Source organism: Bacteroides sp. (genome assembly GCF_052357945.1).
Taxonomy (GTDB): Bacteria; Bacteroidota; Bacteroidia; order Bacteroidales; family Bacteroidaceae; genus Bacteroides.
Window position 1 is genome coordinate 1 of sequence record NZ_DAWCXD010000010.1, and the last position, 26,741, is coordinate 26,741.

Sequence of the window (26,741 nt, forward strand, 5' to 3'; positions counted from 1 at the left end):
ATACAACATAAAATGTATTACTATTGAATAAGCGCTTATCGAATTTATTTTAAGTGTAACCTTTAAATTTATTAATTATGAGAAACAGAGATACATGAAACCTTTGTGTGAAAACGGTAATCACATTTACCGCTTCTAATTACAAACTCTCTAAAAACTATTTCTAATTAAAAAGAATAAGATGAAAGAAATTATAAAACACAAGTTCTCACACTTGTTATTCTTCCTTTTGTTGGTTTCGTGTTTTGCTTCAGCTTATGGGCAAGAACGAACGATCACTCTTAATCTATCGAAAGTACCCTTGAACACTGCTTTGAAAGAAATTGAGAAACAAACTTCAATGTCAGTAGTCTATAACACAAATGATGTCGATATAAATCGTGTCATATCTATCAAGGTAACAAAAGAATCTTTGAATAATGTAATGAATCAGTTATTCAGAGGAGTTAATGTCAGTTTTTCAATAGTAGATAATCATATTGTACTTTCTGCGAAGAGTAATAAAGAAGAGCAGCAGAAAAAAACACCAATTACTGCAAGTGGTACTGTTACTGATTCAAAAGGAGAACCATTGATTGGAGTTAGTATTTTGATAAAAGGAACTTCAAATGGTACTATCACTGATATGGATGGAAATTTCAAAATACAAGCAGCTAAAGGTGATGTACTTGAAGTATCCTATATTGGTTATGCCTCCCAAGCAATCACACTTACCAACGCACAACCCTTGAAAGTTACCCTAGGAGAAGATACGCAAGTATTGGATGAAGTAGTTGTTACTGCATTGGGTATCAAGCGTGCAACTAAGGCGTTAAGTTATAATGTACAAGAGGTAAAAGGTGACGAATTGACAGCTGTAAAGGACGCCAATTTTATGAATTCACTATCAGGAAAGGTTGCCGGTGTTCAAATTAATAGTGGTGCAACCGGTGCTGGTGGTGCCACACGTGTTGTTATGCGTGGTATGAAATCTCTGACTAAAGATAACAATGCATTGTATGTAATTGATGGTGTACCTATTTTTAATACAGGAAAAAGCGGTGGCGAAGGATTATTTGGAGAGATGGGAGGATCAGATGCTGTTGCTGACTTAAATCCGGATGATATTGCTAGCATTAGTATGATGACCGGTCCTTCTGCGGCAGCACTATATGGTTCTGCTGCGGCAAACGGTGTTGTTTTAATTACTACTAAAAAAGGCCAAACAGAGAAAACTACCATAACAGTATCCAACAGTACTACTTTCTCTAAAGCATATATTATGCCGGATATGCAGAACCGTTATGGTACAAGTTCCGGATTATTCAGCTGGGGAGAATTGACAAACCGTCGATATAACCCATCTGACTTCTTTGAAACAGGATCCAATGTTATCAATTCGGTAGCATTATCTACAGGAAATACCAAAAACCAGACCTATCTTTCTGCTTCTACAACTAACTCCGGTGGAATTCTTCCGAATAACTCCTATAACCGTTATAATTTTACGGCACGTAATACCACCCATTTCCTAAATGATAAACTTACTCTGGATATCGGTGCACAATATATCGTTCAGAACAACAAAAACATGGTTTCTCAAGGACAGTATTATAACCCTCTCCCATCACTGTATCTATTCCCTCGTGGAGACAACTTTGACGAAATTCGTTTGTATGAACGTTATAATACTAACTACGGCTATATGGAACAATATTGGCCTTATGGTGATGCAAGTTTGTCATTACAAAATCCATATTGGATACAAAATCGCATCAACCGTACTTCCAACAAGAAACGCTATATGATGAACGCTTCTTTGAAATGGCAGGCTACAGATTGGCTCAATGTTGTTGGTCGCGTCAATCTGGACAACTCCGACTACCGGAATAAAAACGAAAAATCTGCTTCTACATTAACAACATTCTGTGGTGTAAGCGGTGGTTTTGAAGATGCCATGCGTCAGGAACGTTCTTTATATGCCGATTTCCTGGCTAATATAGATAAAACATTTGGTGATTTTCATTTAACAGCCAATGTTGGTGCTTCCATATATCATACTTCAATGGATCAGTTATATATTGCAGGTGACCTGGTTATCCCCAACTTCTTCCAGATCAACAATATTAATTTCTCTGCCAACTATAAACCGGATCCTACCGGATATGAAGATGAAATTCAAAGTATTTTTGCCAGTGCTGAATTAAGTTGGAAAAATCAACTGTATCTAACTGTAACCGGACGTAATGACTGGGATTCAAAACTCGCATTCTCCAAACAAAAATCGTTCTTTTATCCGTCAGTCGGTTTATCGGCTTTATTATCAGAAATGGTTAAACTACCAGAGGTGATTTCTTATGCTAAAATACGCGGTTCGTATACAGTGGTAGCCTCTTCTTTCGATCGTTTCCTTACTAATCCGGGTTACGAATACAACAGCCAGACACATAACTGGGCGAATCCGACCGTATATCCGATGGACAATATGAAACCTGAAAAGACTAAATCCTGGGAAATCGGTTTGAACTTGAAATTCTGGGGAAATCGTTTTAATTTAGACGCTACTTACTATCGTTCTAACACACTGAACCAAACATTTAAGGTAGATATCCCCTCCTCTTCCGGATATAAACAAGCAATTGTACAAGCTGGTAACGTGCAAAATCAGGGTATTGAATTAGCTTTAGGATTCAGTGATAAATGGGCAGGATTCGGATGGTCTTCTAATGCAACCTTCACTCTAAACCGTAACAAGGTGAAACGACTGGCAAGCGGTAGCGTGAATCCTGTGACAGGAGAAGCTATCCAAATGGATGAAATGAATGTGGGTTGGTTAGGTAAAGAGAATGTAGCTCCTCGCGTCATCCTGACAGAAGGAGGTTCCATGACTGATATCTATGTATACAACCAACTGACAAAAGACAATAACGGTAATATAAAAGTCGATCAGAATGGTAATCTGGGTATCACTTCATCAAACACTCCGGTAAAAGTAGGTAATCTGGATGCTGATTTCAACCTCGGATGGACCAATCATTTCACTTATAAAGGAATTGATTTAGGAGTTGTATTATCAGCCCGTGTAGGCGGATTAGCTTATTCGGCTACTCAAGGTATTTTAGATTATTATGGAGTATCCGAAACATCTGCAACAGCTCGTGATAATGGTGGCATACCTATTAATAACGGTAAAGTTAACGCCCAAAAGTATTACCAGACTATTGGTACGGGTGAAGGTGGCTATGGTCGTTATTATCTATATAGTGCAACCAATGTACGTTTGCAGGAATTGAGTCTAAACTATACACTTCCTAAAAGATGGTTTAAAAATGTAGCGAATGTTACTTTGGGTATTGTAGGACGTAATTTATGGATGATTTATTGTAAAGCCCCATTTGACCCGGAATTGTCTGCCTCTACCTCCAGTAACTATTATATGAATGTAGACTACTTTATGCAACCCAGCTTGCGTAACTTCGGTTTTAATGTGAAAGTTCAATTCTAAAAGAAAAAGCTAATGTTATGAGAAAATATTTAAGAAATATCACAGTCGGTGCCGCTCTGTTGTTACTGGCAGGAAGTTGTACCGATAAATTTGAGGAGTATAATACGAATCAATATCAAATTCATGATGCAGACCCTGCGACTTTGATGAAATCTATGATTGAAACAATTGTGAATATTCAGCAGAATGACTCTCAAATGCAAGATCAGATGGTGGGACAGTTAGGTGGCTATCTATGCTGTTCTAACACATGGAGTGGTACAAACTTCAGCACATTCAATCAGAGTGATGCCTGGAATGCTACCCCCTGGAACACTCCGTTTGAAAAAATATATGGAAACTTCTTCCAAATACAAGAAGCGACAAATTCTACGGGACATTATTATGCTTTTGCGTGTATGATACGTGCAATAACAATGCTTCGCGTTGCGGATTGTTATGGACCGATGCCTTACAGCCAAGTAAAGAAGGGTAATTTCTATGTATCTTATGATACCCAGGAACAGGTCTATACCAGTATATTAAGTGATTTAGCCAATGCAGCCGATGTTTTGTACAACTATTATGTAGAAACAAATGGTAATGCCCCATTGGGAGCCAATGATCCGGTTTTTGATGGAAATTATTCAGGTTGGGCTAAGCTAGCCAATTCAATGCGTTTACGTGTTGCAATGCGAATCAGCGGAACATGGCCTGGCATTGCTCAAGAGGCAGCTGAAGCAGCAGTAACACATAAAGCAGGATTGATTGAAAGTAATTCGGATAATGCTATGCTTTCTTGTGGCACGCAGAGTAATCCCTATCAACTGGCAGCTGTAAGTTGGGGTGATCTGCGTGTGAATGCAAATATTGTAGATTATATGAATGCATATGGCGATCCACGTATGCCGAAGTTCTTTAATAAGTCTACCCTTGCCGGGAAAACAGATAAATATGTAGGTATGCGTACTGGAGATGCTGATTTTAAAAAGGCAGATGCAGCAGGATTCTCTATTCCTGCATATACGGCAACTTCTAAATTAATGGTTTTCTGTGCTGCAGAGACAGCGTTTTTACGTGCAGAAGGAAAATTGCGTGGTTGGAATGTCGGTTCTAAAACAGCAAAAGCCTATTACGAAGATGGTATTAATTTATCAATGGAACAATATCAGGTTTCAGCCACTGAATACATGAAGATTGACGAGGCTCCTGTCGTATCACATGAAAGTGATGTTGTGCAAAATGCTACTGCTACAATTACCAATACTGTGAGTGTAATGTGGGATGACAGCGAGGCTGACAACGTAAATGGAAAGAATTTCCAACGTGTCATTACTCAAAAATGGATCGCCAATTATCCATTAGGATTGGAAGCATGGGCTGAATATCGCCGTACAGGTTATCCGGAACTTTATCCTTGTATCGACAATCTATCAGATTGTGGTGTGAGCAGCCAACGCGGTATGCGTCGTCTAAGTTTCCCTTATACAGAGGCACAAAACAATAAAGCCAATTATGATCTGGGAGTAGCAGAACTAGGCGGTGCTGATAACGAAGCTACTGACTTAAAGTGGGCTAAAAAGAACTAATTTATATAATGCATAAAAAGGACTTTTATGAAGAAAATTTATTTATTATACATTGTACTCATATCACTGGCAACGACCTCATTGATCGGTTGCAGTGACTGGACGGAGTCAGAAGCAAAAACTTTTCCCGAATCGATCGTATCGGATGAATATTATGCGGCCTTGCGTGCCTATAAACAGACAGATCACCAAGTTGCATTTGGTTGGTTTGGTGGCTGGAGTGGTGAAGGTGCCTATATGAAAAGTTCTTTAGCCGGTATTCCTGATAGTGTAGATATTGTTTCTATTTGGGGAAATTGGTCGAACATTACAGAAGCTCAAAAAAAAGATCTGGAATTTTGCCAACAAGTTAAAGGTACTCGTTTTACCATGTGTTTTATTATCAGAAGTGTAGGCGATCAAATTACTCCGCAGAATATTCGTGAAAATTGGGAAAATATGGGATTTTCATCCGAAAAAGAAGCTGTGAATGATTTTTGGGGATGGCCTTCCGATGAATCAAATAAGGAAGCAATAGAAGCATCCATTCGCAAATATGCAAGCGCCATTGCCGATACAGTAAACAAATATGGTTACGACGGCTTTGATATCGATTATGAACCTAATTTTGGCAACCCCGGTAATATCGTAGACGAAGACGATAGAATGTTTGCATTTGTTGATGAACTAGGCAAATATTTCGGTCCGAAATCAGGAACTGGTAAATTATTAGTTATCGATGGCGAACCACAGAGCATAACAGGTAGACCTGAAGTCGGGTTATATTTTGACTATTTTATCATTCAGGCTTACAATAATAGTAGTCCTGGCAGTGATTCTAAACTCGATAAACGTCTTATCACAGGCGGCGTAGCAGGTGCAGGACTTGTTCAGACGTATAGCAGTGTCATGTCTGAAGAACAAATCACGAAGATGACCATCATGACCGAGAATTTCGAGGCTACCGATGCTGCTATGGACGGTGGATATGATTACACTGATCGTTATGGTAACAAAATGAAATCTCTCGAAGGAATGGCACGCTGGCAACCAAGTAACGGATTCCGTAAAGGTGGTGCAGGAACCTATCATATGGAAGCAGAGTATGGAACTTCACCAGAATATAAAAATATACGCCGTGCTATTCAAATTATGAACCCGTCATCACATTCATTACTTAAAAATTAATGTAAACTATGAAACGTATGAATTATATAAAAATTTTATGCTTCTCCGCAGTCATAACAGGCTTAGGAAGTATAGTAAGTTGTGGAGATGCAAAATACGATACTTTAGATACACATGCTTATATTGAAGAAGCTCTTTCCAGTACAAGTCAAAAAGTGACCGTACAGGCTACTGGAGAAAGTTTTACTACCCTAAATGTGCATCTAAGTAATCTTTCTTCTACAGACAATCATTATAAATTGGTTACAGATCAATCAGTACTGGACACTTATAACCATATTAATGGAACCGGATATATAATGTTGCCCAAAGATTATTATACGTTGCCGGAAACGATTACTGTAAAAGCAGGACAATATGCAGCCGATGCCCTCTCCATCGCTTTGAAAGCTTTCAGTCAGGAAATGATGAAATCGGGAGAATCATATGCACTGCCTGTAAAACTAGTGTTGCAAGATGGAAGTATTTCACCGATGGAAAATACCGGAACCTTTGTTATTTTGGCAGAAAGTATTATCGAATTTTCAGCTCCAATGTTTGTTGGTGCTCCTAGTTTAAAAGCTAATAAATTCACAGAATCTCCCGAAACGTATTCACAATATACGATAGAGGTTCGTTTCCAGGTAGCCAACACAGCTGACCGTGACCGTGCAGTATTTAAGAACGGAGGAGATGATGCAAACTTTATCCTTTTACGTTTTGAGGATCCTCAAAGTGATAATGAAAATTATAAAGCACATTCATTAGTACAGATTGTAGGACGTAATCGGCTTTATTTGAATCCAAGTAATTCTTTCAAGCCAAATGAATGGCAACATTTAGCATTGGTCTGTGATGGTTCCAACTATCGACTTTACATAAACGGAGTTGATTCGGGTGTATTGAGTATACCAACAGGAGCAACAACTTTCTCTGATGTAAATTGGTTCTGCTTAGGTGATGATTCTTATAGTAGATGGGGAAACTGTAAAATTTTGATGAGTGAAGCACGTATCTGGTCTGTAGTTCGTTCCGCTTCTCAAATTCAGAATAACATGACTCAAGTTAGCCCTAAATCTGTAGGTTTGGAAGCTTATTGGCGATTCAATGAAGGACAAGGTAATGTATTTGAAGATGCAACCGGCAAAGGTCATACTTTGACAACTTCTGCTACTCCTACCTGGATTGACGGTATTTTATCTACAGATAAATCTACCGAATGGAAATAGTAATAATTTAATCGTATGTAATATGAAAAATATATTTCAATCACTATCAATAGCAACTCTACTCGGCTTGTTTGTCCCGTTCATTTCGTCCTGTAGCGATGATGAAGAAGTTTTTAACGAGTGGAATGCTACGTATGTGTCTCTACAGAGAAATGACTATTTATCGGGGAATGTAAAAAAGTTCAATCTGACCCATGATGCGAATGGAATCGGAGGAGATGAAATTAAGATGGCTTTTACTGTAAAAACACAGAAAGCAGTCTCTACTGATATGGTTATCGCATTAAGTGCAAAAAGTGAGACAGAAGGGCTTGATGCAAGCCAGATCGTTTTAAGTTCCTCACAGGTTACTCTCAAAGAAGGACAGATGACTTCTGAAGAAATCACTGCGACGGTCGATCCAACGATATTCGCCAGTATCATGGAAAAAACAAGTTTCTCTTTCAGTGTATCAATCAGTAATGTAACTACCAATGATAAGAACACTGTTATTAGCAGTAATTTAAGTACCTTACCTGTCATCATTAATAAAGCTGCCTACTGTAATCTAAAAAGTGGTACTCCTAGCAATAGCCAACTTATCAGTAATCGTGCAGGTTGGGTAATTAAGCTAGAAGAAGGAGTAGAAGGAACAGGTAATAACTTAATTGATGGCAGGACTAATACTGATATTGCTCTTAGTGGTACAGGATTCTGGTTTACTGTTGATTTAGGAGAAACTAAGGTGTTAACAGGCATCAAAACAAATCATTGGGGAAATTCAAGTTCATATGCTCCTAGAGAAGTAGAGATTTTACAATCTGATAATGGTACAACTTGGAAATCATTAAGTTCACTAGCAATATCTGGTGGCACACAAAATATTACGTTCATTTCTCCTATTTACTACACGATATCTAAAATATCAGATTATTACCATTGCTTCAAGTGGTCGTACGGATGTTACAGAATTTAATGTTTACGAACCCAAAAGTGAGTAAGTATTTATGAATAAATAACTATAAAAATATAGAATAGAGGCTATTAAACAGGCCTTAAGTTCATAAAATCACCCTCATTACAATGAACTGCACCCCAAAAGTTGAACACAAAACTTAAGGAGTGCAGTTCAGTCATGTAGTGAGGGGGATTTCTCGTTTTAAAGACTATCTAATCAAATCCCATTCCAATCAGTTTGCCACTACATATATGTGAAATGCCCCCAGAAAGTTATGTATCTAACTTTTGGGAGCACTTCACATCTTTATATAACGAACAAACCTTAATCTTTCAGGATCTAATTAGACAGCCTTTTAGAAACACTAATCTATCTCTTATTTCTTCATCACCCGGACAATCCGTCCGTCTTTCTTATAAGAGAAATGATTGGTATGCATTAATACATTCAGTATTTCATCAGCAGTGCTATCAGTAGAGAATTCACCGGTAAACCGTTCTGATTTCAATGCTTCATCCTTATAGATAAATTTAATGTCGTACAACTTCTCCATAATATTGGTTATTTCCAATAAAGATTGTTGCTTAAATTCCAACTTGCCATTAATCCAGAGAAGCACATCTGTAGGTTGGTTATATTCAATTAACTCTGCTTGATAAGTATCCGTATTTACATTCAATGTCTGTCCCGGTTTCAACAAATAACCATTCTCTTCCGTTCGCGGAGAATCTACCCGTACCAGTCCTTGAAGCAAGGTAGTCACTACCCTATTCTCATCTTGGCGTGCACGCACATTAAATTTCGTACCAAGCACACAAGTCTTGATTTGCTTACTATTTACTATAAATGGAGCATGTTTATCATGAGACACTTCAAAATAGGCTTCACCCGATAAATCGATTTGACGATCCGAACTCCATAAAGAATTATGATAAACTATTTTTGAAGATGCATTCAGCCATACCTTACTACCATCCGGCAACACAGTCTGCGCTCTCTGTCCGGCAGCAGTTATCACCTCATAATCCGAAAGCTTATTAGAAAGTAATCCCCAGGCAATTCCACCGGCAAAAACGAGTCCGGTAAGAAAAGCAGCCGCCACAGTAGCATAACGTCCCCAACGGATTGAAATACTTTTCCGCTTAGCCTTTTTCTCTTTTTCTCTGATAGCTGATTTAAATTGATCCAATGACGCCTCTGTATCTACAGTATTCATCACCGCTATACGCTCACCTACAAAGAGAGTGTAATAAAGTTGCTCCAAAGTTTTCCGGTTTTCCGGCCCTTCCTCGCACCAAGCTTCCACCCGAGCAGCTTCTTCATCATTACATTCACCTTGCAGGTAATTCACCAAGATAGTTTCATCCATGCTCTTTTATCTTTTTACAAAAAAAACTATAATACCTTTGTAGTAATACAGTTGTGAGCACAAATATACTAAAGAGAAAAAGAAAAAAATATTTTTTCTCGCATTTTTATTTCATTTATCTACTTCTTTCATTATTTTTGTCTTACATAAATTAAAAGAGAATGTCACAATCTCCGATATATTTGGATATTAATAATAATAAGTCCGTTATCACTGCCCTAAAAGCAGGAGAAGAAAAAGTTTTTGACGTCGTCTACAGACATTATTTCCGTAGGCTATGTGCTTTTTGTTCCCAGTATGTAGGTGAGCAGGAAGAAATAGAGGAGATTGTACAAGAAACGATGATGTGGCTGTGGGAAAATCGTTGCACTCTTATGGAAGAGTTGACACTCAAAACACTTCTTTTTACGATTGTCAAGAACAAAGCTCTCAACCGTCTTTCCCATTTTGAGATCAAACGAAAAGTTCATCAGGAAATCGTTGATAAATATGATAGTGAGCTCAATAACCCGGACTTCTATTTGAGTGATGAGCTTTTCCGTTTATATGAAGAAGCACTAAAAAAACTTCCGAAAGAATATCTCGAAGCTTATGAGATGAACCGCAATCAACATCTGACACATAAAGAAATTGCCGAGAAGCTGAATGTATCTCCACAAACGATTAATTACAGGATTGGACAAGCCTTAAAGTTATTGCGAGTAGCTTTAAAAGACTATCTACCTTTATTCATACTTATTTTCGGACCTAATTTTTTCGAACAATCATGAAATCAAAATTTGTATTTAGTAGTTCAAGCCTGTTAATCGGACTTTTTCTTTTCTTCACTGAAAACGTGTGTTCACAAGAATCCGCTGATAACTGGACTCTTAAACAAGCCCGTCAATGGACACAAAAACAAGAATGGGCAAACGGACTGAAGGCAATGCCTCATAAAACAACCGATTATCAGGAATTTGCGTCACAATATCATAAGAACCAGAAAGTGTGGGACAAGACTTTCCAATGGCTAGCTACCCACGACCTTGCGAATATGCCTGCCGGACGATATGAAGTGGATGGCGAACATTGTTACATCAATGTACAGGATGCAACAACACAAGATGTCAGTAAACGTAAAATCGAAGCACACCGCCATGGTATCGATCTGCAATATGTAGTGAAAGGCACCGAACGTTTCGGAATTACTTCAGCAGAATATGCAGAGCCTATCACTGAATATAAACCGGATGTTACTTTCTACAAAGCCAAGAAAATAAAATATATAGATTCCACTCCGGATACATTCTTCATGTTCTTCCCCAAAAACTTTCATCAGGCATTGGTAAAGGCAGGGAAAGAACCGGAGGACATACGGGTCATTGTTGCTAAAATCGAATATATCCCATAAACAGAAACATGAGTGAACTTTTAGTCTATAAAGCCTCCGCAGGTTCGGGTAAGACATTTACCCTGGCAGTGGAATATATCAAACTGTTAATTCTCAATCCCCGCGCCTACCGGCAAATTCTCGCTGTCACCTTTACCAATAAGGCAACAGCAGAAATGAAAGAACGCATTCTTAGTCAGCTTTACGGCATACAGATAGGCGATAAAGATTCCGAAGCCTACCTCAACCGAATTAAAGAAGAGACTGGAAAAACCGAACAGGAGATACGGGAAGCGGCAGGCGTCGCCCTTAGCTATATGCTGCATGATTACAGCCGGTTCAGGGTAGAGACTATCGACTCATTTTTTCAATCTGTCATGCGCAATCTCGCACGGGAACTGGAACTTAGCCCGAATCTGAATATTGAGTTAAATAACACCGAAGTTCTTAGTGACGCTGTAGATAGCATGATTGAGAAACTAGGACCCACTTCTCCCGTTCTCGCATGGTTACTCGATTATATCAACGAACGAATTGCCGACGATAAACGTTGGAACGTGTCGGACGAAGTAAAAAGTTTCGGACGCAATATTTTCGATGAAGGTTATATTGAAAAGGGAGAAGGACTCCGGCAACGGTTACGAAACCCTGATACCATCAAAGAGTATCGCAAGCAACTGAAAGCGCTGGAAACGGAAATTCTGGAGCAAATGAAAGGATTCTACGACCAATTCGAAGGAGAACTGGATGGACACGCACTTACTGCTGATGATCTGAAAAACGGTTCACGCGGAATCGGAAGTTATTTTCGTAAACTTAATAATGGTATTTTAGGCAATGATATCCGTAATGCTACAGTAGAAAAATGTCTGGAAGACGCAAAGAACTGGGCAACCAAGACTTCTCCCCGCTACGCGGACATCATTAATTTAGCCAACTCCAGTCTCATGCAAATTCTGGAAGATGCTGAAAAGTTACGTTCCAAGAATAATTTGTTACTAAATAGTTGCCGATTATCCCTGCAACATCTCAACAAAGTGCAACTCCTCGCCAATATCGATGAAGAAGTACGTCAATTGAATCACGACAACAATCGTTTTCTATTATCAGATACGAATGCCCTGCTCCATCAGTTGGTGAAAGACGGTGACTCCTCTTTTGTATTCGAAAAGATAGGAACGAATATCCATAACGTCATGATAGATGAGTTTCAGGATACCAGCCGGATGCAATGGGGAAATTTCAAATTGCTCTTACTGGAAGGATTGTCTCAAGGAGCAGACAGTTTGATTGTAGGAGACGTTAAACAATCCATTTATCGTTGGCGAAATGGCGATTGGGGAATTCTCAACAGCCTGAATAATCACATCGAACATTTCCCGATCCGCGTCAAGACATTAGCTACCAACCGGAGAAGTGAAACCAATGTTATCCGGTTTAATAACCAAATCTTCACAGCTGCCGCCAACTATCTGAACGGAGTATATAAGCAACAGTTAGGCAAGGATTGTGAGGATCTGCAGAAAGCTTATGCCGACGTTGTGCAGAAATCTCCCCGAAGTACAGAAAAAGGATATGTAAAAGTATCTTTTCTTGAACCCGACGAAGAACATGATTATACCGAACAGACATTAATCAGTCTGGGAGAAGAAGTGCAACATCTCCTCACCTCCGGAGTACGACTGAATGATATAGCCATCCTGGTACGAAAAAATAAAAGTATTCCCCGAATCGCCGACTACTTCGATAAGGAGCTACACTATAAAGTGGTATCAGACGAAGCCTTCCGCCTTGACGCCTCTCTTGCCATTTGTATGATGCTGGATGCACTGCGATTCCTTTCCGATGAAAATAATAAAATAGCACGTGCCCAACTGGCCGTAGCCTATCAAAACGAGGTTTTACAGAAAGGACTGGATTGGAATACTCTCCTACTCCTCCCTGCCGAGAATTATCTTCCCGCCGCTTTTCTTGAAAAGACAAAGGAACTAAGGCTAATGCCTCTTTATGAGCTTTTAGAAGAACTTTTCAGCATATTCGAGATGAATCTTATCAAAGATCAGGATGCTTATTTATTCGCTTTCTTTGATGCGGTGACCGATTATCTGCAAAGCAACTCTTCCGAGCTAGACGGATTCATCCGGTATTGGGACGAAACATTATGCAGTAAAACAATTCCGAGTGGAGAAGTAGAAGGTATCCGGATTTTCTCCATACACAAATCCAAAGGATTGGAATTCCATACCGTACTCCTTCCTTTCTGCGACTGGAAACTGGAGAATGAAACCAATAATCAGCTAGTATGGTGTGCCCCGCAAACAGCACCATTCAATACATTGGATATTCTTCCTATTAACTATTCCACCCAAATGGCTGAATCGATTTATGGTAACGACTACCTGCAAGAACGTCTTCAACTTTGGGTAGATAATCTCAATCTACTATACGTTGCTTTTACCCGCGCTGGAAAAAATCTCATTATCTGGAGTAGAAAAAGTCAAAAAGGTACCATGTCCGAACTATTGGCAAACACCCTACCGATAGTAGCCCAAGAAGAAGGGATTGACTGGGAAGAAGACTGTTACGAGCAAGGACAACTATGCCCTTCCGAAAAAGAAAGAATCAAGACATCCACAAACAAGCTAACCCAGAAACCAGAGAAACTCCCTATTCGGATGGAATCCATGCGGCATGATATTGAATTTCGTCAGTCCAACCGCTCTGCTGACTTCATTCAGGGCATTGAAGAAGAAGATTCGGACGACCGCTTTATCAACCGCGGACGTATGTTACATACTTTATTTTCTGTCATCGAAACTGCAGAAGATATCGATCCAGCCATTGAACGGCTTATTTTTGAAGGAGTTATCAGAAATGATGAGAAAGAAAAAGTGGCTCGTGAAGTTGCAAAGAAAGCTTTTTCTTCTCCTGAAATTCAAGATTGGTATTCCGGAAAATGGACACTCTTTAATGAATGTGCTATTATCTATAAAGAAAAAGGAGTTCTGCAAACCCGTCGTCCGGATCGTGTAATGATGAAGGACGATCAGGTTGTTGTAGTCGATTTCAAGTTTGGTAAGGAAAATCCTAAATATAACAAACAAGTGAAAGGATATATGCAACTTCTTACCAAGATGGGATATAAAAATATCACCGGCTACTTGTGGTATGTGGATGAAGAAAAAATAGAAAAAGTATGAAAGCTGTTCCTCTCATCGGCATTGCCCGCCATCGACTAACGATTGACGGTGAAGGAGTTACAACATTAGTTGCTTTCCATGGCTGTCCGTTGCGTTGCAAATATTGTCTCAATCCGACATCTTTGCAGCCCGATGGTGTTTGGGAGAGCTATGATTGTAACCAGCTCTACGAGGAAGTACGCAAAGATGAACTTTATTTCCTGGCGAGTTGCGGAGGAGTCACATTTGGCGGTGGAGAACCTTTGTTACAAAGCGAATTTATCAGGCAATTCCGCCAACTCTGTGGCCCAGAATGGAGAATCACTGTCGAAACCTCTCTCAATGTTCCGCAACAGAATGTAGAAGAACTGATTTCTATTATAGACAATTACATAGTCGACATCAAAGATATGAATAATAACATCTATCAGCGATATACCGGAAAGAATAATGAAAACGTCTTAAGTAATTTGCGATATTTAATCGGGAAAGACAAAGCCAAGCAAATCGTTATCCGGACACCACTCATCCCTTCCTATAATACGGAGAAGGATATTGACCAAAGCATAGAACTTTTGAAAGAAATGGGAATCACCCAATTCGACCGATTCACCTATAACCCCCCTAATGATTAATGCCATGGCAAGAGGAAAACAAACCTGTAAAATCTTAAAAGAGATTCGTCGGCAGATAGCCGAAGCGAATGATATTGAATTCATTACCTCTGAATGTCAGTATCAGGGAGATTGTTTGGGTACTTGCCCCAAATGCGAAGCTGAAGTTCGATATTTGGAGCAACAGCTTGAACGAAAACGCCGTGTAGGTAAGGCCATCACTCTGTTTGGACTATCAACTGGTATACTTACAATTATACCTCCTACTTCATTGGACGCAGAAACACTGCAATGCCCTAAAATGAATTGGACCATTACTGCTGACAGCCTGATACAAGAAAAAGACATGAAAGGGGAAGCCCCCTTTTATGGTCCGGAAAAGCTACCGGAATTTCCCGGAGGAACAGAAAAATTTATAGAATTTCTGAAAGAAAATCTTCGTTATTCAGAAATAGATAGTATTGCTAATAATACATACACTGATGTAAAATTCACTATAGATTATGACGGACAAGTTATCAACCCTAAGATTACCCGCAAGATACCCCCCAAAGTTGAAGCTGAAATATTAAGGGTCATGTCTCTCATTCCTCGTTGGACACCCGGCATATTGGCAAATGAGACAGTACAAGTGACATACAATCTGATGCTTTCATTCAGTGCGATGTATGGCCCGGAATTGAGAATCACTTATACTCGTATAAACTATCCTGACGTTTACGAGAAAGTACCTGTTATGCCCGATTTTCCTGAAGGCCAGCAAGCTCTCATGGAATTTCTTGCAAAAAAGATTCAATACCCTAATACAGGAACAGAAGGTAATGGTGTACAGGGGCGTACTATTATTCAGTTCATCGTTGATAAAGAAGGAAATATAGTCAAACCAAAAGTTTTACGTGGCGTAGATCCTTATCTGGATAAAGAAGCTTTACGCGTCATTAATCAAATGCCTAAATGGAAACCGGGAGAACTGGAAGATGGTACTAAAGTTGCTGTTTATTTCACCGTACCTGTTATGTTTCGATTACAATAAATACAAGAATCAGAAAATAGTTTAATCAATATGCAATCATTTCTCCAACTAGTCGCTCACGATTTATATGCCAAGATAGGAAACGATCTGTCACGTACGGCACTCGTTTTCCCTAATAAACGTGCTAACTTGTTTTTCAATGAATATTTAGCAGGAGAATCCGATCAGCCGATCTGGTCACCAGCTGCCATGAGTATCAGCGACCTGTTTCAGAAACTATCCGTACAGAAAAGCGGCGATCCTATTCGATTGGTCTGCGAACTTTATAAAGTGTTCAAAGAGGAAACACAGAGTCAGGAAACATTGGACGATTTCTACTTCTGGGGAGAATTGTTGATTAGTGATTTTGATGATGTAGATAAGAATATGGTCGATGCCGACAAATTATTCAATAATCTACAAGATTTGAAAAATCTGATGGATGACTATGAATTCCTTGATAAAGAACAGGAAGAAGCCATTCAACAGTTTTTTCAGAATTTCTCCATTGAAAGACGAACCGAACTCAAAGAGAAATTTATTTCCCTTTGGGACAAGCTAGGCACTATCTACCATCGTTACCGGGAAAACCTGACAGAGCTAGGCATCGCATATGAAGGTATGCTCTACCGGAATGTGATTGAGCAACTCGATACCGATCAACTCAAATACGACAAATACATATTTGTCGGTTTCAATGTACTGAACAAAGTAGAAAACGAATTTTTCAGAAAGCTGAAAGATGCAGGCAAAGCACTCTTTTATTGGGACTACGATATTTTCTACACCCAACAAATCAGAAAACATGAAGCCGGAGAATTTCTAAAACGTAATCTGGGGGAATTTCCGAACGAACTCCCGGAAAGCTTTTTCGATACCTTCAAAGAACCGAAAAAAATACGTTATATTTCCGCTTCCACCGAGAATGCACAAGCCCGCTTCCTCCCCGAATGGATCAGAATGATTACGGACAATCATTCACAAATCGCTGAAGAAAAGGAAAAAGAAAATGCCGTAGTACTTTGTAATGAAGCCCTGCTGCTCCCTGTACTTCATTCCATTCCGCAGGAAGTGAAAAATGTCAATATCACCATGGGATTCCCATTGGCACAAACTCCTGTTTATAGCTTTATCAATGCCGCAATGGAACTGCAAACCAATGGTTACCGCTCCGACACCGGCCAATTCACTTACGAGGCAGTATCCGCCATATTGAAACATCCCTATACCCAGCAATTATCATCCCATGCTGGTCCCCTGGAACGCGAACTAACCCAAACAAACCGTTTCTATCCACTTCCATCGGAACTGAAGCAAGATGATTTCCTGGCTACCCTCTTCACTCCCCGTAATGGCATTAAAGAGCTATGCGATTATCTGATTGAATTAATCAAAGATATTTCAACCATTTATCGCAAAGAAGAATATAACGATATTTTCAATCAACTTTATAGAGAATCCCTCTTCCAAAGCCATACAAAAATCAACCGCCTCTACAGTTTGATTGAAAGCGGAGAACTAAGCATACGTACTGACACTCTGAAACGTCTGATAACCAAAGTACTGACATCTTCTAACATTCCTTTCCACGGAGAACCTGCTATCGGAATGCAAGTCATGGGAGTATTGGAAACACGTAATCTGGACTTCCGGAATCTCATTATATTGTCTCTCAACGAAGGACAACTTCCAAAATCCGGAGGAGATTCCTCTTTTATTCCCTATAATCTCCGGAAAGCATTCGGCATGACCACTATCGAACACAAAAATGCAGTGTATGCCTACTACTTTTATCGACTGATACAACGGGCAGAGAATATCACGCTACTCTACAATACTTCTTCGGACGGTCTCAACCGTGGAGAAGAATCCCGCTTCATGCTGCAATTGCTTGTAGAAGGTCCACATGATATCACTCGCGAGTATCTGGAAGCCGGACAATCTCCGCAAAGTACCCAAGAGATACGAGTAGAAAAAACACCTGAAGTACTAAGGCGAATCTATCGTGCTTACGATAGCACCAATCCAAATTCAGTGATTCTCTCTCCTTCCGCCCTTAATGCTTATCTGGATTGCCGATTGAGATTCTACTACCGGTATATAGCGGGTTTGAAAACACCGGACGAAGTTAGTGCTGAAATTGATTCCGCCCTATTTGGAACCATTTTTCACCTCTCCGCCCAATTGGCATACACCAATCTGACTGCAGCTGGAAAAACGATACAGAAAGAAGATCTTGAACGCTTATTACGCAATGACGTGAAGCTACAAAGCTACGTTGACCAAGCCTTCAAAGAAGAATTATTCAAGGTTTCTCCCGAAGAAAAACCGGAATATAACGGTATACAACTTATCAACTCCAAAGTAATTGTTTCCTATCTGAAACAATTGCTGCGCAACGACCTTCTATATACCCCTTTCGAAATGGTCGCTATGGAAAAGAAAGTTTCAGAAGAGATTACTATACAAACAGGACAAGGACCGTTCACTCTCCGCCTGGGTGGCACAATCGACCGTATGGATGCAAAAGAAAGTACCCTGCGGATTGTTGACTACAAAACAGGAGGAAGCCCTAAAATACCTGCTAATATCGAGCAACTGTTCACCCCATCGGAAACACGCCCGAACTATATCTTCCAGACTTTTCTGTATGCCGCTATCATGAGCCGGCAACAATCGTTGATGGTAGCTCCTGCCCTGCTCTACATCCACCGGGCAGCATCGGAAAACTATTCGCCTGTTATCGAAATGGGAGAACCCCGTAAACCGAAAATACCGGTAAACAACTTCGCTTTCTTTGAAGATGAATTCCGTGAACGCCTGCAAGCATTATTAGAAGAAATATTCAGCGAAGAAGAGACTTTTACGCAGACAGAGGATACTAAAAAATGTTCGTATTGCGATTTTAAGGCTATCTGCAAACGATAGGCCGAAAATAGAATATACCATTAAATAAGGGCACGATTTACATATTCATGCAAACCGTGCCCTTATTATTTCTAGTCCGTGTTATCTCTAGTTATTCTTATTTTTCCAACAATGGGATTGAGAAACTAAATGTAGACCCGACTCCCTTCTTTGAAGTAAACCAAAGTTTACCGCCATTCTTGACAACAAAGTCCTGACACAATAATAATCCGAGTCCCGAACCTTCCTCATTGTTTGTACCAAAGGTACTGAAATGAGTATCGGTATGCAGCAACTTCTTCTGATTTTCATCATCGATACCACAACCGCTGTCTTTCACACTTACGATTGCCATACCGTCTTCTTCTGCCAGTGATACCACTACTTCCGAACCTTCATTGCTAAACTTAATCGCATTACTGATTAAATTACGGATCACCGTCTTAATCATATCAATATCAGCACGAACAACCATATTTTCCACAGGTACATCCTGTACAATCTTAATATTCTTCAGACTGGCCACCATCGTAAAGATTTCACTTACGCCCTCTACCACTTCTACCATATCAATATCCTGATAAACCACTTTCAGCTTACCAATCTGGCTCTTCGTCCATTTCAGTAGATTATCAAGCAATGAGAATACATCTTCAGTTGTCTGATTGGCCATCGTTAGCAATTCATACATCTCCTCACCAATTGTTTCGCTTGGCAGATTCAGAATCAGCATATTCAATACCATCTTGATGGACCCCATAGGCGAACGCAAGTCATGTGCAATCACAGAATAAAGTTTGTCACGTCCCATAATAGTCTTACGCAACTCTTCCGTTTGTGCAACAATGATTCTTTTCGCTGCAACTAACGAAATCTGGTGTGTCACACGAATAATCAGCTCTTCTTTGTTGAATGGCTTTGAGATAAAGTCGTTACCACCTACCTGAAATCCTTTAACGATATCCGCCGTACTATTAAGAGCAGTCAGGAAGATAATGGGAATTTCAGCCATTTCGGGATCCGCTTTCATTTGTTGAGCCACCTCAAATCCACTGATATCCGGCATCATCACATCCAGCAATACTAGATCCGGATTTTCCTTCTTCACTTGTTCCAACGCCTGTGTTCCATTACCGGCAGTCACAATTTTGAATTTCTCGTTGGTCAAAAGTACCTTTAATAAAAGGACGTTTGATATTACATCGTCCACAATAAGGACTTTATATTCGGAAGGATTAATTTCCATATTCATAATTTTCTTTTTTTATGCTTCAGACATTTTTAAAATATTCAATCATACGCTTCAGCCCCTCTTCAAGTTCAACAGTAGGCTGCCAGCCCAATTTCTCTTTAGCCAATGTAATATCAGGTTGGCGTTGTTTCGGATCATCGTCCGGTAAAGACTTAAATACAATCTTCGAAGATGAACCGGTCAGGCTAATGATCCTTTCCGCCAATTCCAATACCGGAAACTCATTCGGATTCCCCAAGTTCAAGGGACCTGTAAACTCGTCCTCCGTATTCATCATTCTTATCATTCCCTCAATCAAATCATCAATATATTGGAAGCTGCGTGTTTGTTTTCCATCACCATATATGGTTATATCTTCATTATTCAACGCTTGAAGAATAAAATTAGAAACAACCCGTCCGTCATTCGGCAACATTCGCGGACCATACGTATTAAAAATACGGATAATTTTCACACGCACATTATTCTGACGGTGATAATCCATAAATAACGTCTCCGCACAGCGTTTTCCCTCATCATAGCAAGACCGATATCCTACCGGATTCACATTTCCCCAGTAGCTTTCCGGTTGCGGATGAACGATTGGATCTCCATACACCTCGCTCGTGGAAGCCTGCAAAATTTTAGCATCCAACCTCATTGCCAATCCCAGCATATTAATAGCCCCCATCACAGAAGTTTTAGCTGTTTGAATCGGGTCATGTTGATAATGAATGGGAGATGCTGGACAGGCCAAATTATAGATTTCATCTACTTCAGCCGAATAAGGATAAGTGACATCATGCCTCACCACCTCAAAATGATGATTATCCATCAAGTGAATGATATTATCTTTCGAACCCGTAAAAAAATTATCCAGGCATATCACGTCGTGACCTTCGTTTATAAGCCGTGTACAGAGATGAGAGCCTATAAAACCGGCTCCGCCACTTACCAATATTCTTTTCATTCTAAATATTTCTATTGTTTACTAAAGAGACGCTGTCTCTTCGTTTTGTTTATGGACACAAATGTAACCGATTTGTTCAAAATAAACAATTTTCGGAGAGGATATTTTAAAAAAAAGAAGATTTAAATAGTTTCAATTTCCGAAACAACTAGTCACTGTGAAATGTTTATAATAGAAAAGAACATTTTAATTAGACTATTATGATGATAAATGACCCCAATACAAACCTGATAGAGGCGATGAAAGAAAAGCTTCCGGCAAAAGGCAAATTGGCAGATATGTTAATGGACACGCTATACATAGGCAAAGAAGCCGTATATAGAAGATTACGTGGCGAAGTACCTCTCACGTTGCAGGAAGCTGCTCTTGTTTCAAGGAAACTTGGCATATCGCTGGATAAGATTATAGGACTGAGTTTCAAATCGAACGCCATGTTCAATATAAACATTGTAGATTATGACGACCCGTTCGAGAGTTACTACAATATCCTTGAAAAATATATCTCGCTGATCAATACAATGCCGGACGACCCAAATTCTGTAATGGGAACTTCTGCCAACATTATTCCCCAGACTCTCTATCTGAAACATGAACTTCTGGCAAAATTCCGTTTATTCAAATGGATGTACCAGAATAAATATATTGATTGCAAGAGTTTCGAAGAGTTGGATATTCCACTGAAACTGGTCAATATCCAAAAAGACTATGTAGCAATGACACGTCATATCCACTCCATAGACTATATATGGGATAATATGATTTTCCAGCATCTCATCAACGATATCCAATACTTCGCCAGCATCCATCTCATTTCCGACGAAACGAAAGAAGAAATCAAAAAAGAATTATTTTTATTGGCGGACGAACTGGAAGAACTGGCTATCAACGGTAAAACAGCCGACGGCAATCGTGTACGCATCTATGTGTCGAATATCAACTTTGATGCAACATATAGCTATGTAGATACCAATAATTTGCAACTGAGCCTCATACGTATTTATTCTATCAACTCCATTACCACGATGGACAACGAAATTTTCTGTACCTTGAAAGAATGGATTCAATCTCTGAAAAAGTTCTCCACTTTGATATCCGAAAGCGGCGAAATGCAGCGTATTCAATTCTTCAAGCAACAGCGAGAAATTATTGACGCTCTTTAATTTTATTTTCGCAGATTAGAACTTCAAAAAAAATTAAGTTCCAATAAATGAAAGTAGATAAGAATCTTATCTACTTTTTTTCATTCCCTGTTCCCATCCTACTCACTTGATTCCCAATCAGAAAAAGACCTGCACGCTCATCTCTGTTTTACCACACAAATCTTTCAAACACAAGACGTAATTTTGCATAGAATGTATCACAGAGATTATTAACATTAAAATTAAAGGAACAAACAATGAAAAATGGTATTCTAAACGAATTAATATCTACAATGAGGGAGCGAATTCCTCAAGATATGAATCTGGCCAATACTTTGGCTGACATTTTATGCATGGGAAAGGAAGCTGTCTATCGCAGATTGAGGGGTGAAGTGTCTTTTACAATAGACGAAGTAGCGCTGCTTTCTCAAAAACTCGGCATTTCTATCGACCAGATTGTCGGTAGCCATGTATCTAATAAAGTTACTTTCGACCTGAACTTGCTTCATGCTTCCAGTGCTCTGGAAAGTTATTACGAAATAATCAACCGTTATCTGCAAATTTTCGACTATGTGAAAACAGATAATACGACGGAGGTGTATACTGCATCCAATTCCCTGCCCTTTACACTTTATTCTTCCTATGAGAATTTGTCTAAATTCCGTCTTTGCCGATGGATGTATCAGAATGGAGATATAAAGACGCCACATTCTTTAGAAGAGATGTCTGTGGATGAACGGATCGTCAATGTGCATAAGAAGCTGAGTGAAAGTATAAGACAGTGTCCAAAAACGTTTTTCATCTGGGACACAAATATCTTTTATTCTTTTGTGAAAGAGATCAAGTACTTTGCCAGTCTGAATCTGATAAGCAAGGACGATGTCATGCATTTGAAGGAAGAGCTTCTTCAGTTACTTGGCGTGGTAGAACATCTGTCCATAAAAGGAGAGTTCAGCGAAAACAAGAAAGTATCTTTCTATCTGTCCAATATCAGTTTCGAAGCCACTTACAGTTATATCGAGAAACATGATTACCAAGTCAGCCTGCTGCGGGTATATTCTATCAATTCGATGGATTCCCAAAGCTCGTATATTTGCCAGATGCAACGCAATTGGATTCAATCGTTGAAGCGCCACTCTATTCTGGTTTCAGAAAGTGGAGAAGCACAGCGTATCGCTTTCTTGCAAAATCAGTTGGAAGTTATCAATACCTTGTAAACAATTGTAGATTTTAGGATATAAAGGAAAAGGGGGAAAGACGAGCTGTATCAAAATGAAGACAAACAACATTCTGATACAGCTCTTTTCTTTTAGCTTTTATTCTATTGTGCGCACACAACGATACCAAGCCCAATCTGTGGATTCTCCAGTAGTCCATGCGCCGAATTCACCATTATTATGTCCGACCACCCAATAGCCGCCATCGCGTGAAGTCAATGTCCAATGTACAGCACTAATCTTCTCGAATCCGCCCCCTGTCCAAGTAGTCGAACCACCGAAACCTTGGTTTTTGATGCTGGTAACGGCCCCTCCCATACTGAGCACCAGATACATCTCACGCTGGGTAGGCAGACGCCAGCCACCCCCTTTGTTTTCGCATGCCGCTTTTGCTTCCGACCAAGTTTTACCATTACTACTGGTATTTTCAATCTGAAATTTAGGAGCAATCTTATTCATCGCGTCACTTGTACCCGGAGTTTCACCTGAAGCAAATAATACCGAAGGATCTGTTCCTCCACTGGCATCGCGAGAGACAATAGTTACCCCTGAAGATTCTACCGTTAGATAGGGGTACTTCTTTCCGCTATTTGCATTATTCCTCACGCAACGGAAATAATTTTTATCTTTAGCAGGTATGGGATCCAGATAACCTGCCGACATTTCCATCACAAAACGTGTAGCAGAGCCTTTAGCCTCATAGTATGATGAAGTCCAGTAGTTACCGGTCCAGTTTTGATACCATCCGTATATATTCTGACTATCATGATTATTATTATTCTCCGCATTGCCACCCAAAGCATTTTCATAGGCAAATGATAGCAACAATTCACTGGCAGTAGGCAGACGCCAACCATCGCCTACATTCCTACAAATATCCTCCGCATCGGCTACATTTTCTAACCGCCCCACACTTTGCCTGGCATCGCCTACTCCCTGATAATATATCCTGTTATCAAACCGAAGCGGATAAAGATAGAAAAGAGGTTCCCCGACAGTTGTGTAAGATTTGGTTTCGGACACCATCTGAAGGTCAATCGTACGATAAAACGGGAATTCTTCATCTGCAACGGTATGCATTACATTTCTGAACGTAATTCTTATCGTTCCTTTTTTTCCCTCTTTCCACTTGCCAGGGTGAAGTTTCAGTCTGAAATCGTATCCGCGACCAACCACGTCATTTCCGTTGCCGTCATCATAGCCTACGATAGACTCAAGATACATCTTTTCGTCCGCATTCTTTCTACCTACAATCACATCATTATCCGGATCGGTCCGAATCAGTCCGGTACCATCATCGTTCGTTATATTCAACTCCTCAATATTCATAATTTCCCAATTGTTATTGACAAACAATTGTAAGTATTGTTCCGCGCCCAGATTGACTTTATAAGTACGACTATTGCCTACAGTGGGAATATATCGGAGTGAAAACTCCAGTTCCCCCTGGTTGACAGGGAACTGTACTTGAGTGAGGTATCCCTCCTTATCGTACAGATCGAACGACAGGATGTCCCAACGCCACCACCAGCCTTCACCATCTTCAACAGTACCATCGCCCGCTCTTCGCGGATTAGGCTGTATGGTAAACGCCTGCACCCTTTCACTGAACGGTTTCGTATTCTTCCTGTCTAATTGCGGAATCAAACCGCCGGCATTATATTGGATCATATTGATACCGTCATGCTCATAAAGCTTACCTTCTAACCTATCCACGGAAAACATGACATACACCGTCTGCGGTTCAAGAGGGAGTTCGTCGCCATCGGGATTTCTAATCGGGAAAAAAAGACCTTTTTCCAACACATTTCCGTATGCATCGACAAATTTGATAATTCCCGGATCTATCGTATACTGCGTCACTTCAATATTGTGAGTCAAGCGCCCTGCCGTTAACGTAACAGTAGCCTTACGCTCAACACCTATAGTTTCATTATTAAAATAAGGAATCTTCAATTTGAGTTGGGTATCATCGTTCGCAATACCCGATGCCGCATCGGCTCCACCTTCAAATTTGAGCCAGTCGCTCCCTGCAGTAATGGTGGCCTTCCAGCCGCCGGGATTGTCAGTAAAAACGTCTATGGCATAACTATTATTCTGGTATTGAGTTACAGTAACCTCCGATTCACCCACTCCGAGCATATATTGCCCATTGTAGACTACATCTTTGACCTTATCACGGTCATAGTGTACCAACCGGAATTTCAGGTTGGACATGACTGTATAAGACGCCAACGCCTCGCTAAAACTTTTATAACCGATTCCCGACGCCTGGGTAATGGTAATGATGTATTTATGGTTTCGCTTCAAAGGTAAATATTCCACCTGCTCTCTTGTATTTCCGGTTTTGGTGAAATCCACCCGATAAAATGTCGATTCACCCGTACCGATCCTTCCTTTCACAATCAGGCAAGTAGCATCCTTACGGCTCGCTTCTCCATCTGCTCCTGCACCACCGGCATCCTCTGCCGCCAGGGACTCAAATGTATAAATCTCCCCATCGTAGGGTGTGTTACCCTTTACGGAGTAAAGAATTGCATCCCCTTCTTCCGTCATTTTACCACTGTTCGCAGGGAGAACCGGAGTATCCGGAGCCGGTTCAGTAACCTGTCCATTTGTGTTCCACGGCGGAGCAATGTATCCGGTGGTATTGTAATTGGCCAGATAAACCTCTTCGACCGTGAAATTCGAAGTGACACTGTTATTATGGATATCGATACGCGCCAACATACGTTTCATATTTATGCCGGTTATCGGATCCATCGAAGAAGTGATTTTGCTTATTACCTTCTCCCCGTACATCGGAATCCGCGTATACCCACCAGTCGTCGAGCCGTCTGCCAGCCATTTGCCGGTCTGGGTGTGGAGCATCTTTTCCATTGCCTCAACCTTGGTGGTCACTCCCTTCTTGAAGCCCGACACAATATCATCAAGTTCCCTATTCGCCACAACCACGATGCAGGTAGATGCGGTGGTGAAAGGAAGTTTGGCTGAGAAACTCACAGTGGAATTATCAGCCAAGTCCTGCGTGACTCCTGTAGCGCTGACCCATTCCAGATATACCGCTGGTGTTTTTGACATATCAAAAACAAGAATATCCACCGTTTTTATTTCGTCTTCTTTCTTTGCTGTTCCCGTTCCGGTCATCGTACGCGAAGATACGGACGGGAGGTTTACATCGGGAACCGTTAATGTAAACCGGATACCGTTTCCTGCCGGAGAAGGTGTCGATCCTAACTCTTCCTGTATGCATCCGGTAAGCCATACCGTCATCAACAAAACAGACAAAAGATAGCACCTTCTTATGATTGAAATCCCATATTGCATATTTCTATTTCCTTTCCTTAAACTTTAATATTACATATTCGCC

Annotated in this window: 16 protein-coding genes and 1 pseudogene; 13 read left to right on the forward strand and 4 right to left on the reverse strand. The window is 40.2% G+C overall.

The window, feature by feature from the left end; genetic code table 11:
- Nucleotides 1–181 precede the first annotated feature (181 nt).
- The 5 genes and pseudogenes from ACT8YW_RS04185 to ACT8YW_RS04205 all read left to right on the forward strand — a co-directional run bounded on the left by ACT8YW_RS04185 (nucleotide 182) and on the right by ACT8YW_RS04205 (nucleotide 8,407).
- Complete coding sequence (locus ACT8YW_RS04185; protein WP_444104105.1) at nucleotides 182–3,484, forward strand: TonB-dependent receptor; 3,303 nt, start codon at nucleotides 182–184, stop codon at nucleotides 3,482–3,484.
- 17 nt (nucleotides 3,485–3,501) lie between these two features.
- Nucleotides 3,502–5,052, forward strand: coding sequence for a SusD/RagB family nutrient-binding outer membrane lipoprotein (locus ACT8YW_RS04190; protein ID WP_004313625.1), 1,551 nt, complete (start codon nucleotides 3,502–3,504; stop codon nucleotides 5,050–5,052).
- A gap of 27 nt (nucleotides 5,053–5,079) precedes the next feature.
- Entirely contained in the window at nucleotides 5,080–6,219 is a 1,140-nt protein-coding gene (locus ACT8YW_RS04195; protein ID WP_004313624.1) for a glycoside hydrolase family 18, read from the forward strand.
- 8 nt (nucleotides 6,220–6,227) lie between these two features.
- Nucleotides 6,228–7,427 carry a DUF1735 and LamG domain-containing protein gene (locus tag ACT8YW_RS04200; protein WP_004300461.1) on the forward strand — a complete coding sequence of 400 codons (1,200 nt, stop codon included), beginning with the start codon at nucleotides 6,228–6,230 and terminating at the stop codon, nucleotides 7,425–7,427.
- 22 nt (nucleotides 7,428–7,449) lie between these two features.
- A pseudogene (locus ACT8YW_RS04205) lies at nucleotides 7,450–8,407 on the forward strand (DUF4999 domain-containing protein).
- A gap of 333 nt (nucleotides 8,408–8,740) precedes the next feature.
- Here the strand turns inward: ACT8YW_RS04205 and ACT8YW_RS04210 are convergent.
- The gene (locus tag ACT8YW_RS04210) at nucleotides 8,741–9,733 is read right to left on the reverse strand and encodes a FecR family protein (RefSeq protein WP_004306246.1); all 993 of its coding nucleotides are present in this window, start codon (nucleotides 9,731–9,733) and stop codon (nucleotides 8,741–8,743) included.
- Nucleotides 9,734–9,894: 161 nt separating this feature from the next.
- On the opposite strand from ACT8YW_RS04210, the gene ACT8YW_RS04215 reads away from it, so the two are divergent.
- Genes ACT8YW_RS04215 through ACT8YW_RS04240 form a run of 6 tightly spaced genes read left to right on the forward strand, consistent with a single transcriptional unit; the run spans nucleotide 9,895 to nucleotide 18,835 of the window.
- Nucleotides 9,895–10,503 (forward strand): RNA polymerase sigma-70 factor, encoded by a 609-nt coding sequence (locus ACT8YW_RS04215; protein WP_444104106.1) that lies wholly within the window; start codon nucleotides 9,895–9,897, stop codon nucleotides 10,501–10,503.
- Nucleotides 10,500–11,123, forward strand: a complete 624-nt coding sequence (locus ACT8YW_RS04220; RefSeq protein ID WP_444104107.1) for a YhcH/YjgK/YiaL family protein — start codon at nucleotides 10,500–10,502, stop codon at nucleotides 11,121–11,123. Before ACT8YW_RS04215 ends, ACT8YW_RS04220 begins: the two co-directional genes overlap by 4 nt.
- 8 nt (nucleotides 11,124–11,131) lie before the next feature.
- Entirely contained in the window at nucleotides 11,132–14,302 is a 3,171-nt protein-coding gene (locus ACT8YW_RS04225) for a UvrD-helicase domain-containing protein (protein ID WP_444104108.1), read from the forward strand.
- On the forward strand, nucleotides 14,299–14,916 hold the full coding sequence (locus ACT8YW_RS04230) for a radical SAM protein (RefSeq protein ID WP_444104109.1): 618 nt from the start codon (nucleotides 14,299–14,301) through the stop codon (nucleotides 14,914–14,916). Before ACT8YW_RS04225 ends, ACT8YW_RS04230 begins: the two co-directional genes overlap by 4 nt.
- A gap of 4 nt (nucleotides 14,917–14,920) precedes the next feature.
- Entirely contained in the window at nucleotides 14,921–15,928 is a 1,008-nt protein-coding gene (locus tag ACT8YW_RS04235; protein ID WP_444104110.1) for an energy transducer TonB, read from the forward strand.
- A 30-nt stretch (nucleotides 15,929–15,958) separates the two neighbouring features.
- The gene (locus ACT8YW_RS04240) at nucleotides 15,959–18,835 is read left to right on the forward strand and encodes a PD-(D/E)XK nuclease family protein (RefSeq protein WP_444104111.1); all 2,877 of its coding nucleotides are present in this window, start codon (nucleotides 15,959–15,961) and stop codon (nucleotides 18,833–18,835) included.
- A gap of 97 nt (nucleotides 18,836–18,932) precedes the next feature.
- Here the strand turns inward: ACT8YW_RS04240 and ACT8YW_RS04245 are convergent, their stop codons facing one another.
- Complete coding sequence (locus tag ACT8YW_RS04245) at nucleotides 18,933–20,066, reverse strand: hybrid sensor histidine kinase/response regulator (RefSeq protein WP_444104112.1); 1,134 nt, start codon at nucleotides 20,064–20,066, stop codon at nucleotides 18,933–18,935.
- Between the two features lie 19 nt (nucleotides 20,067–20,085).
- Nucleotides 20,086–21,015 (reverse strand): UDP-glucuronic acid decarboxylase family protein, encoded by a 930-nt coding sequence (locus tag ACT8YW_RS04250; RefSeq protein ID WP_444104113.1) that lies wholly within the window; start codon nucleotides 21,013–21,015, stop codon nucleotides 20,086–20,088.
- A gap of 200 nt (nucleotides 21,016–21,215) precedes the next feature.
- Between ACT8YW_RS04250 and ACT8YW_RS04255 the strand changes: the two genes are divergently transcribed.
- Both ACT8YW_RS04255 and ACT8YW_RS04260 read left to right on the forward strand, forming a co-directional pair.
- Complete coding sequence (locus ACT8YW_RS04255; protein WP_444104114.1) at nucleotides 21,216–22,175, forward strand: hypothetical protein; 960 nt, start codon at nucleotides 21,216–21,218, stop codon at nucleotides 22,173–22,175.
- Between the two features lie 236 nt (nucleotides 22,176–22,411).
- The gene (locus ACT8YW_RS04260; RefSeq protein ID WP_055235108.1) at nucleotides 22,412–23,371 is read left to right on the forward strand and encodes a hypothetical protein; all 960 of its coding nucleotides are present in this window, start codon (nucleotides 22,412–22,414) and stop codon (nucleotides 23,369–23,371) included.
- A gap of 99 nt (nucleotides 23,372–23,470) precedes the next feature.
- Here the strand turns inward: ACT8YW_RS04260 and ACT8YW_RS04265 are convergent, their stop codons facing one another.
- Nucleotides 23,471–26,698: a fimbrial protein gene (locus ACT8YW_RS04265; protein WP_444104115.1), complete on the reverse strand. Its 3,228-nt coding sequence runs from the start codon at nucleotides 26,696–26,698 to the stop codon at nucleotides 23,471–23,473.
- Nucleotides 26,699–26,741: the final 43 nt, after the last annotated feature.

What these genes read in the sequence shown, in the direction of transcription:
- ACT8YW_RS04260 (WP_055235108.1), top strand. Translation starts at nt 22,412, where the DNA reads ATGAAAAATGGTATTCTAAACGAATTAATATCTACAATGAGGGAGCGA.
- ACT8YW_RS04185 (WP_444104105.1), top strand. Translation starts at nt 182, where the DNA reads ATGAAAGAAATTATAAAACACAAGTTCTCACACTTGTTATTCTTCCTT.
- ACT8YW_RS04255 (WP_444104114.1), top strand. Translation starts at nt 21,216, where the DNA reads ATGATGATAAATGACCCCAATACAAACCTGATAGAGGCGATGAAAGAA.
- ACT8YW_RS04250 (WP_444104113.1), bottom strand. Translation starts at nt 21,015, where the DNA reads ATGAAAAGAATATTGGTAAGTGGCGGAGCCGGTTTTATAGGCTCTCAT.
- ACT8YW_RS04235 (WP_444104110.1), top strand. Translation starts at nt 14,921, where the DNA reads ATGGCAAGAGGAAAACAAACCTGTAAAATCTTAAAAGAGATTCGTCGG.
- ACT8YW_RS04230 (WP_444104109.1), top strand. Translation starts at nt 14,299, where the DNA reads ATGAAAGCTGTTCCTCTCATCGGCATTGCCCGCCATCGACTAACGATT.
- ACT8YW_RS04220 (WP_444104107.1), top strand. Translation starts at nt 10,500, where the DNA reads ATGAAATCAAAATTTGTATTTAGTAGTTCAAGCCTGTTAATCGGACTT.
- ACT8YW_RS04190 (WP_004313625.1), top strand. Translation starts at nt 3,502, where the DNA reads ATGAGAAAATATTTAAGAAATATCACAGTCGGTGCCGCTCTGTTGTTA.
- ACT8YW_RS04215 (WP_444104106.1), top strand. Translation starts at nt 9,895, where the DNA reads ATGTCACAATCTCCGATATATTTGGATATTAATAATAATAAGTCCGTT.
- ACT8YW_RS04195 (WP_004313624.1), top strand. Translation starts at nt 5,080, where the DNA reads ATGAAGAAAATTTATTTATTATACATTGTACTCATATCACTGGCAACG.
- ACT8YW_RS04225 (WP_444104108.1), top strand. Translation starts at nt 11,132, where the DNA reads ATGAGTGAACTTTTAGTCTATAAAGCCTCCGCAGGTTCGGGTAAGACA.
- ACT8YW_RS04200 (WP_004300461.1), top strand. Translation starts at nt 6,228, where the DNA reads ATGAAACGTATGAATTATATAAAAATTTTATGCTTCTCCGCAGTCATA.
- ACT8YW_RS04240 (WP_444104111.1), top strand. Translation starts at nt 15,959, where the DNA reads ATGCAATCATTTCTCCAACTAGTCGCTCACGATTTATATGCCAAGATA.
- ACT8YW_RS04245 (WP_444104112.1), bottom strand. Translation starts at nt 20,066, where the DNA reads ATGAATATGGAAATTAATCCTTCCGAATATAAAGTCCTTATTGTGGAC.
- ACT8YW_RS04210 (WP_004306246.1), bottom strand. Translation starts at nt 9,733, where the DNA reads ATGGATGAAACTATCTTGGTGAATTACCTGCAAGGTGAATGTAATGAT.
- ACT8YW_RS04265 (WP_444104115.1), bottom strand. Translation starts at nt 26,698, where the DNA reads ATGCAATATGGGATTTCAATCATAAGAAGGTGCTATCTTTTGTCTGTT.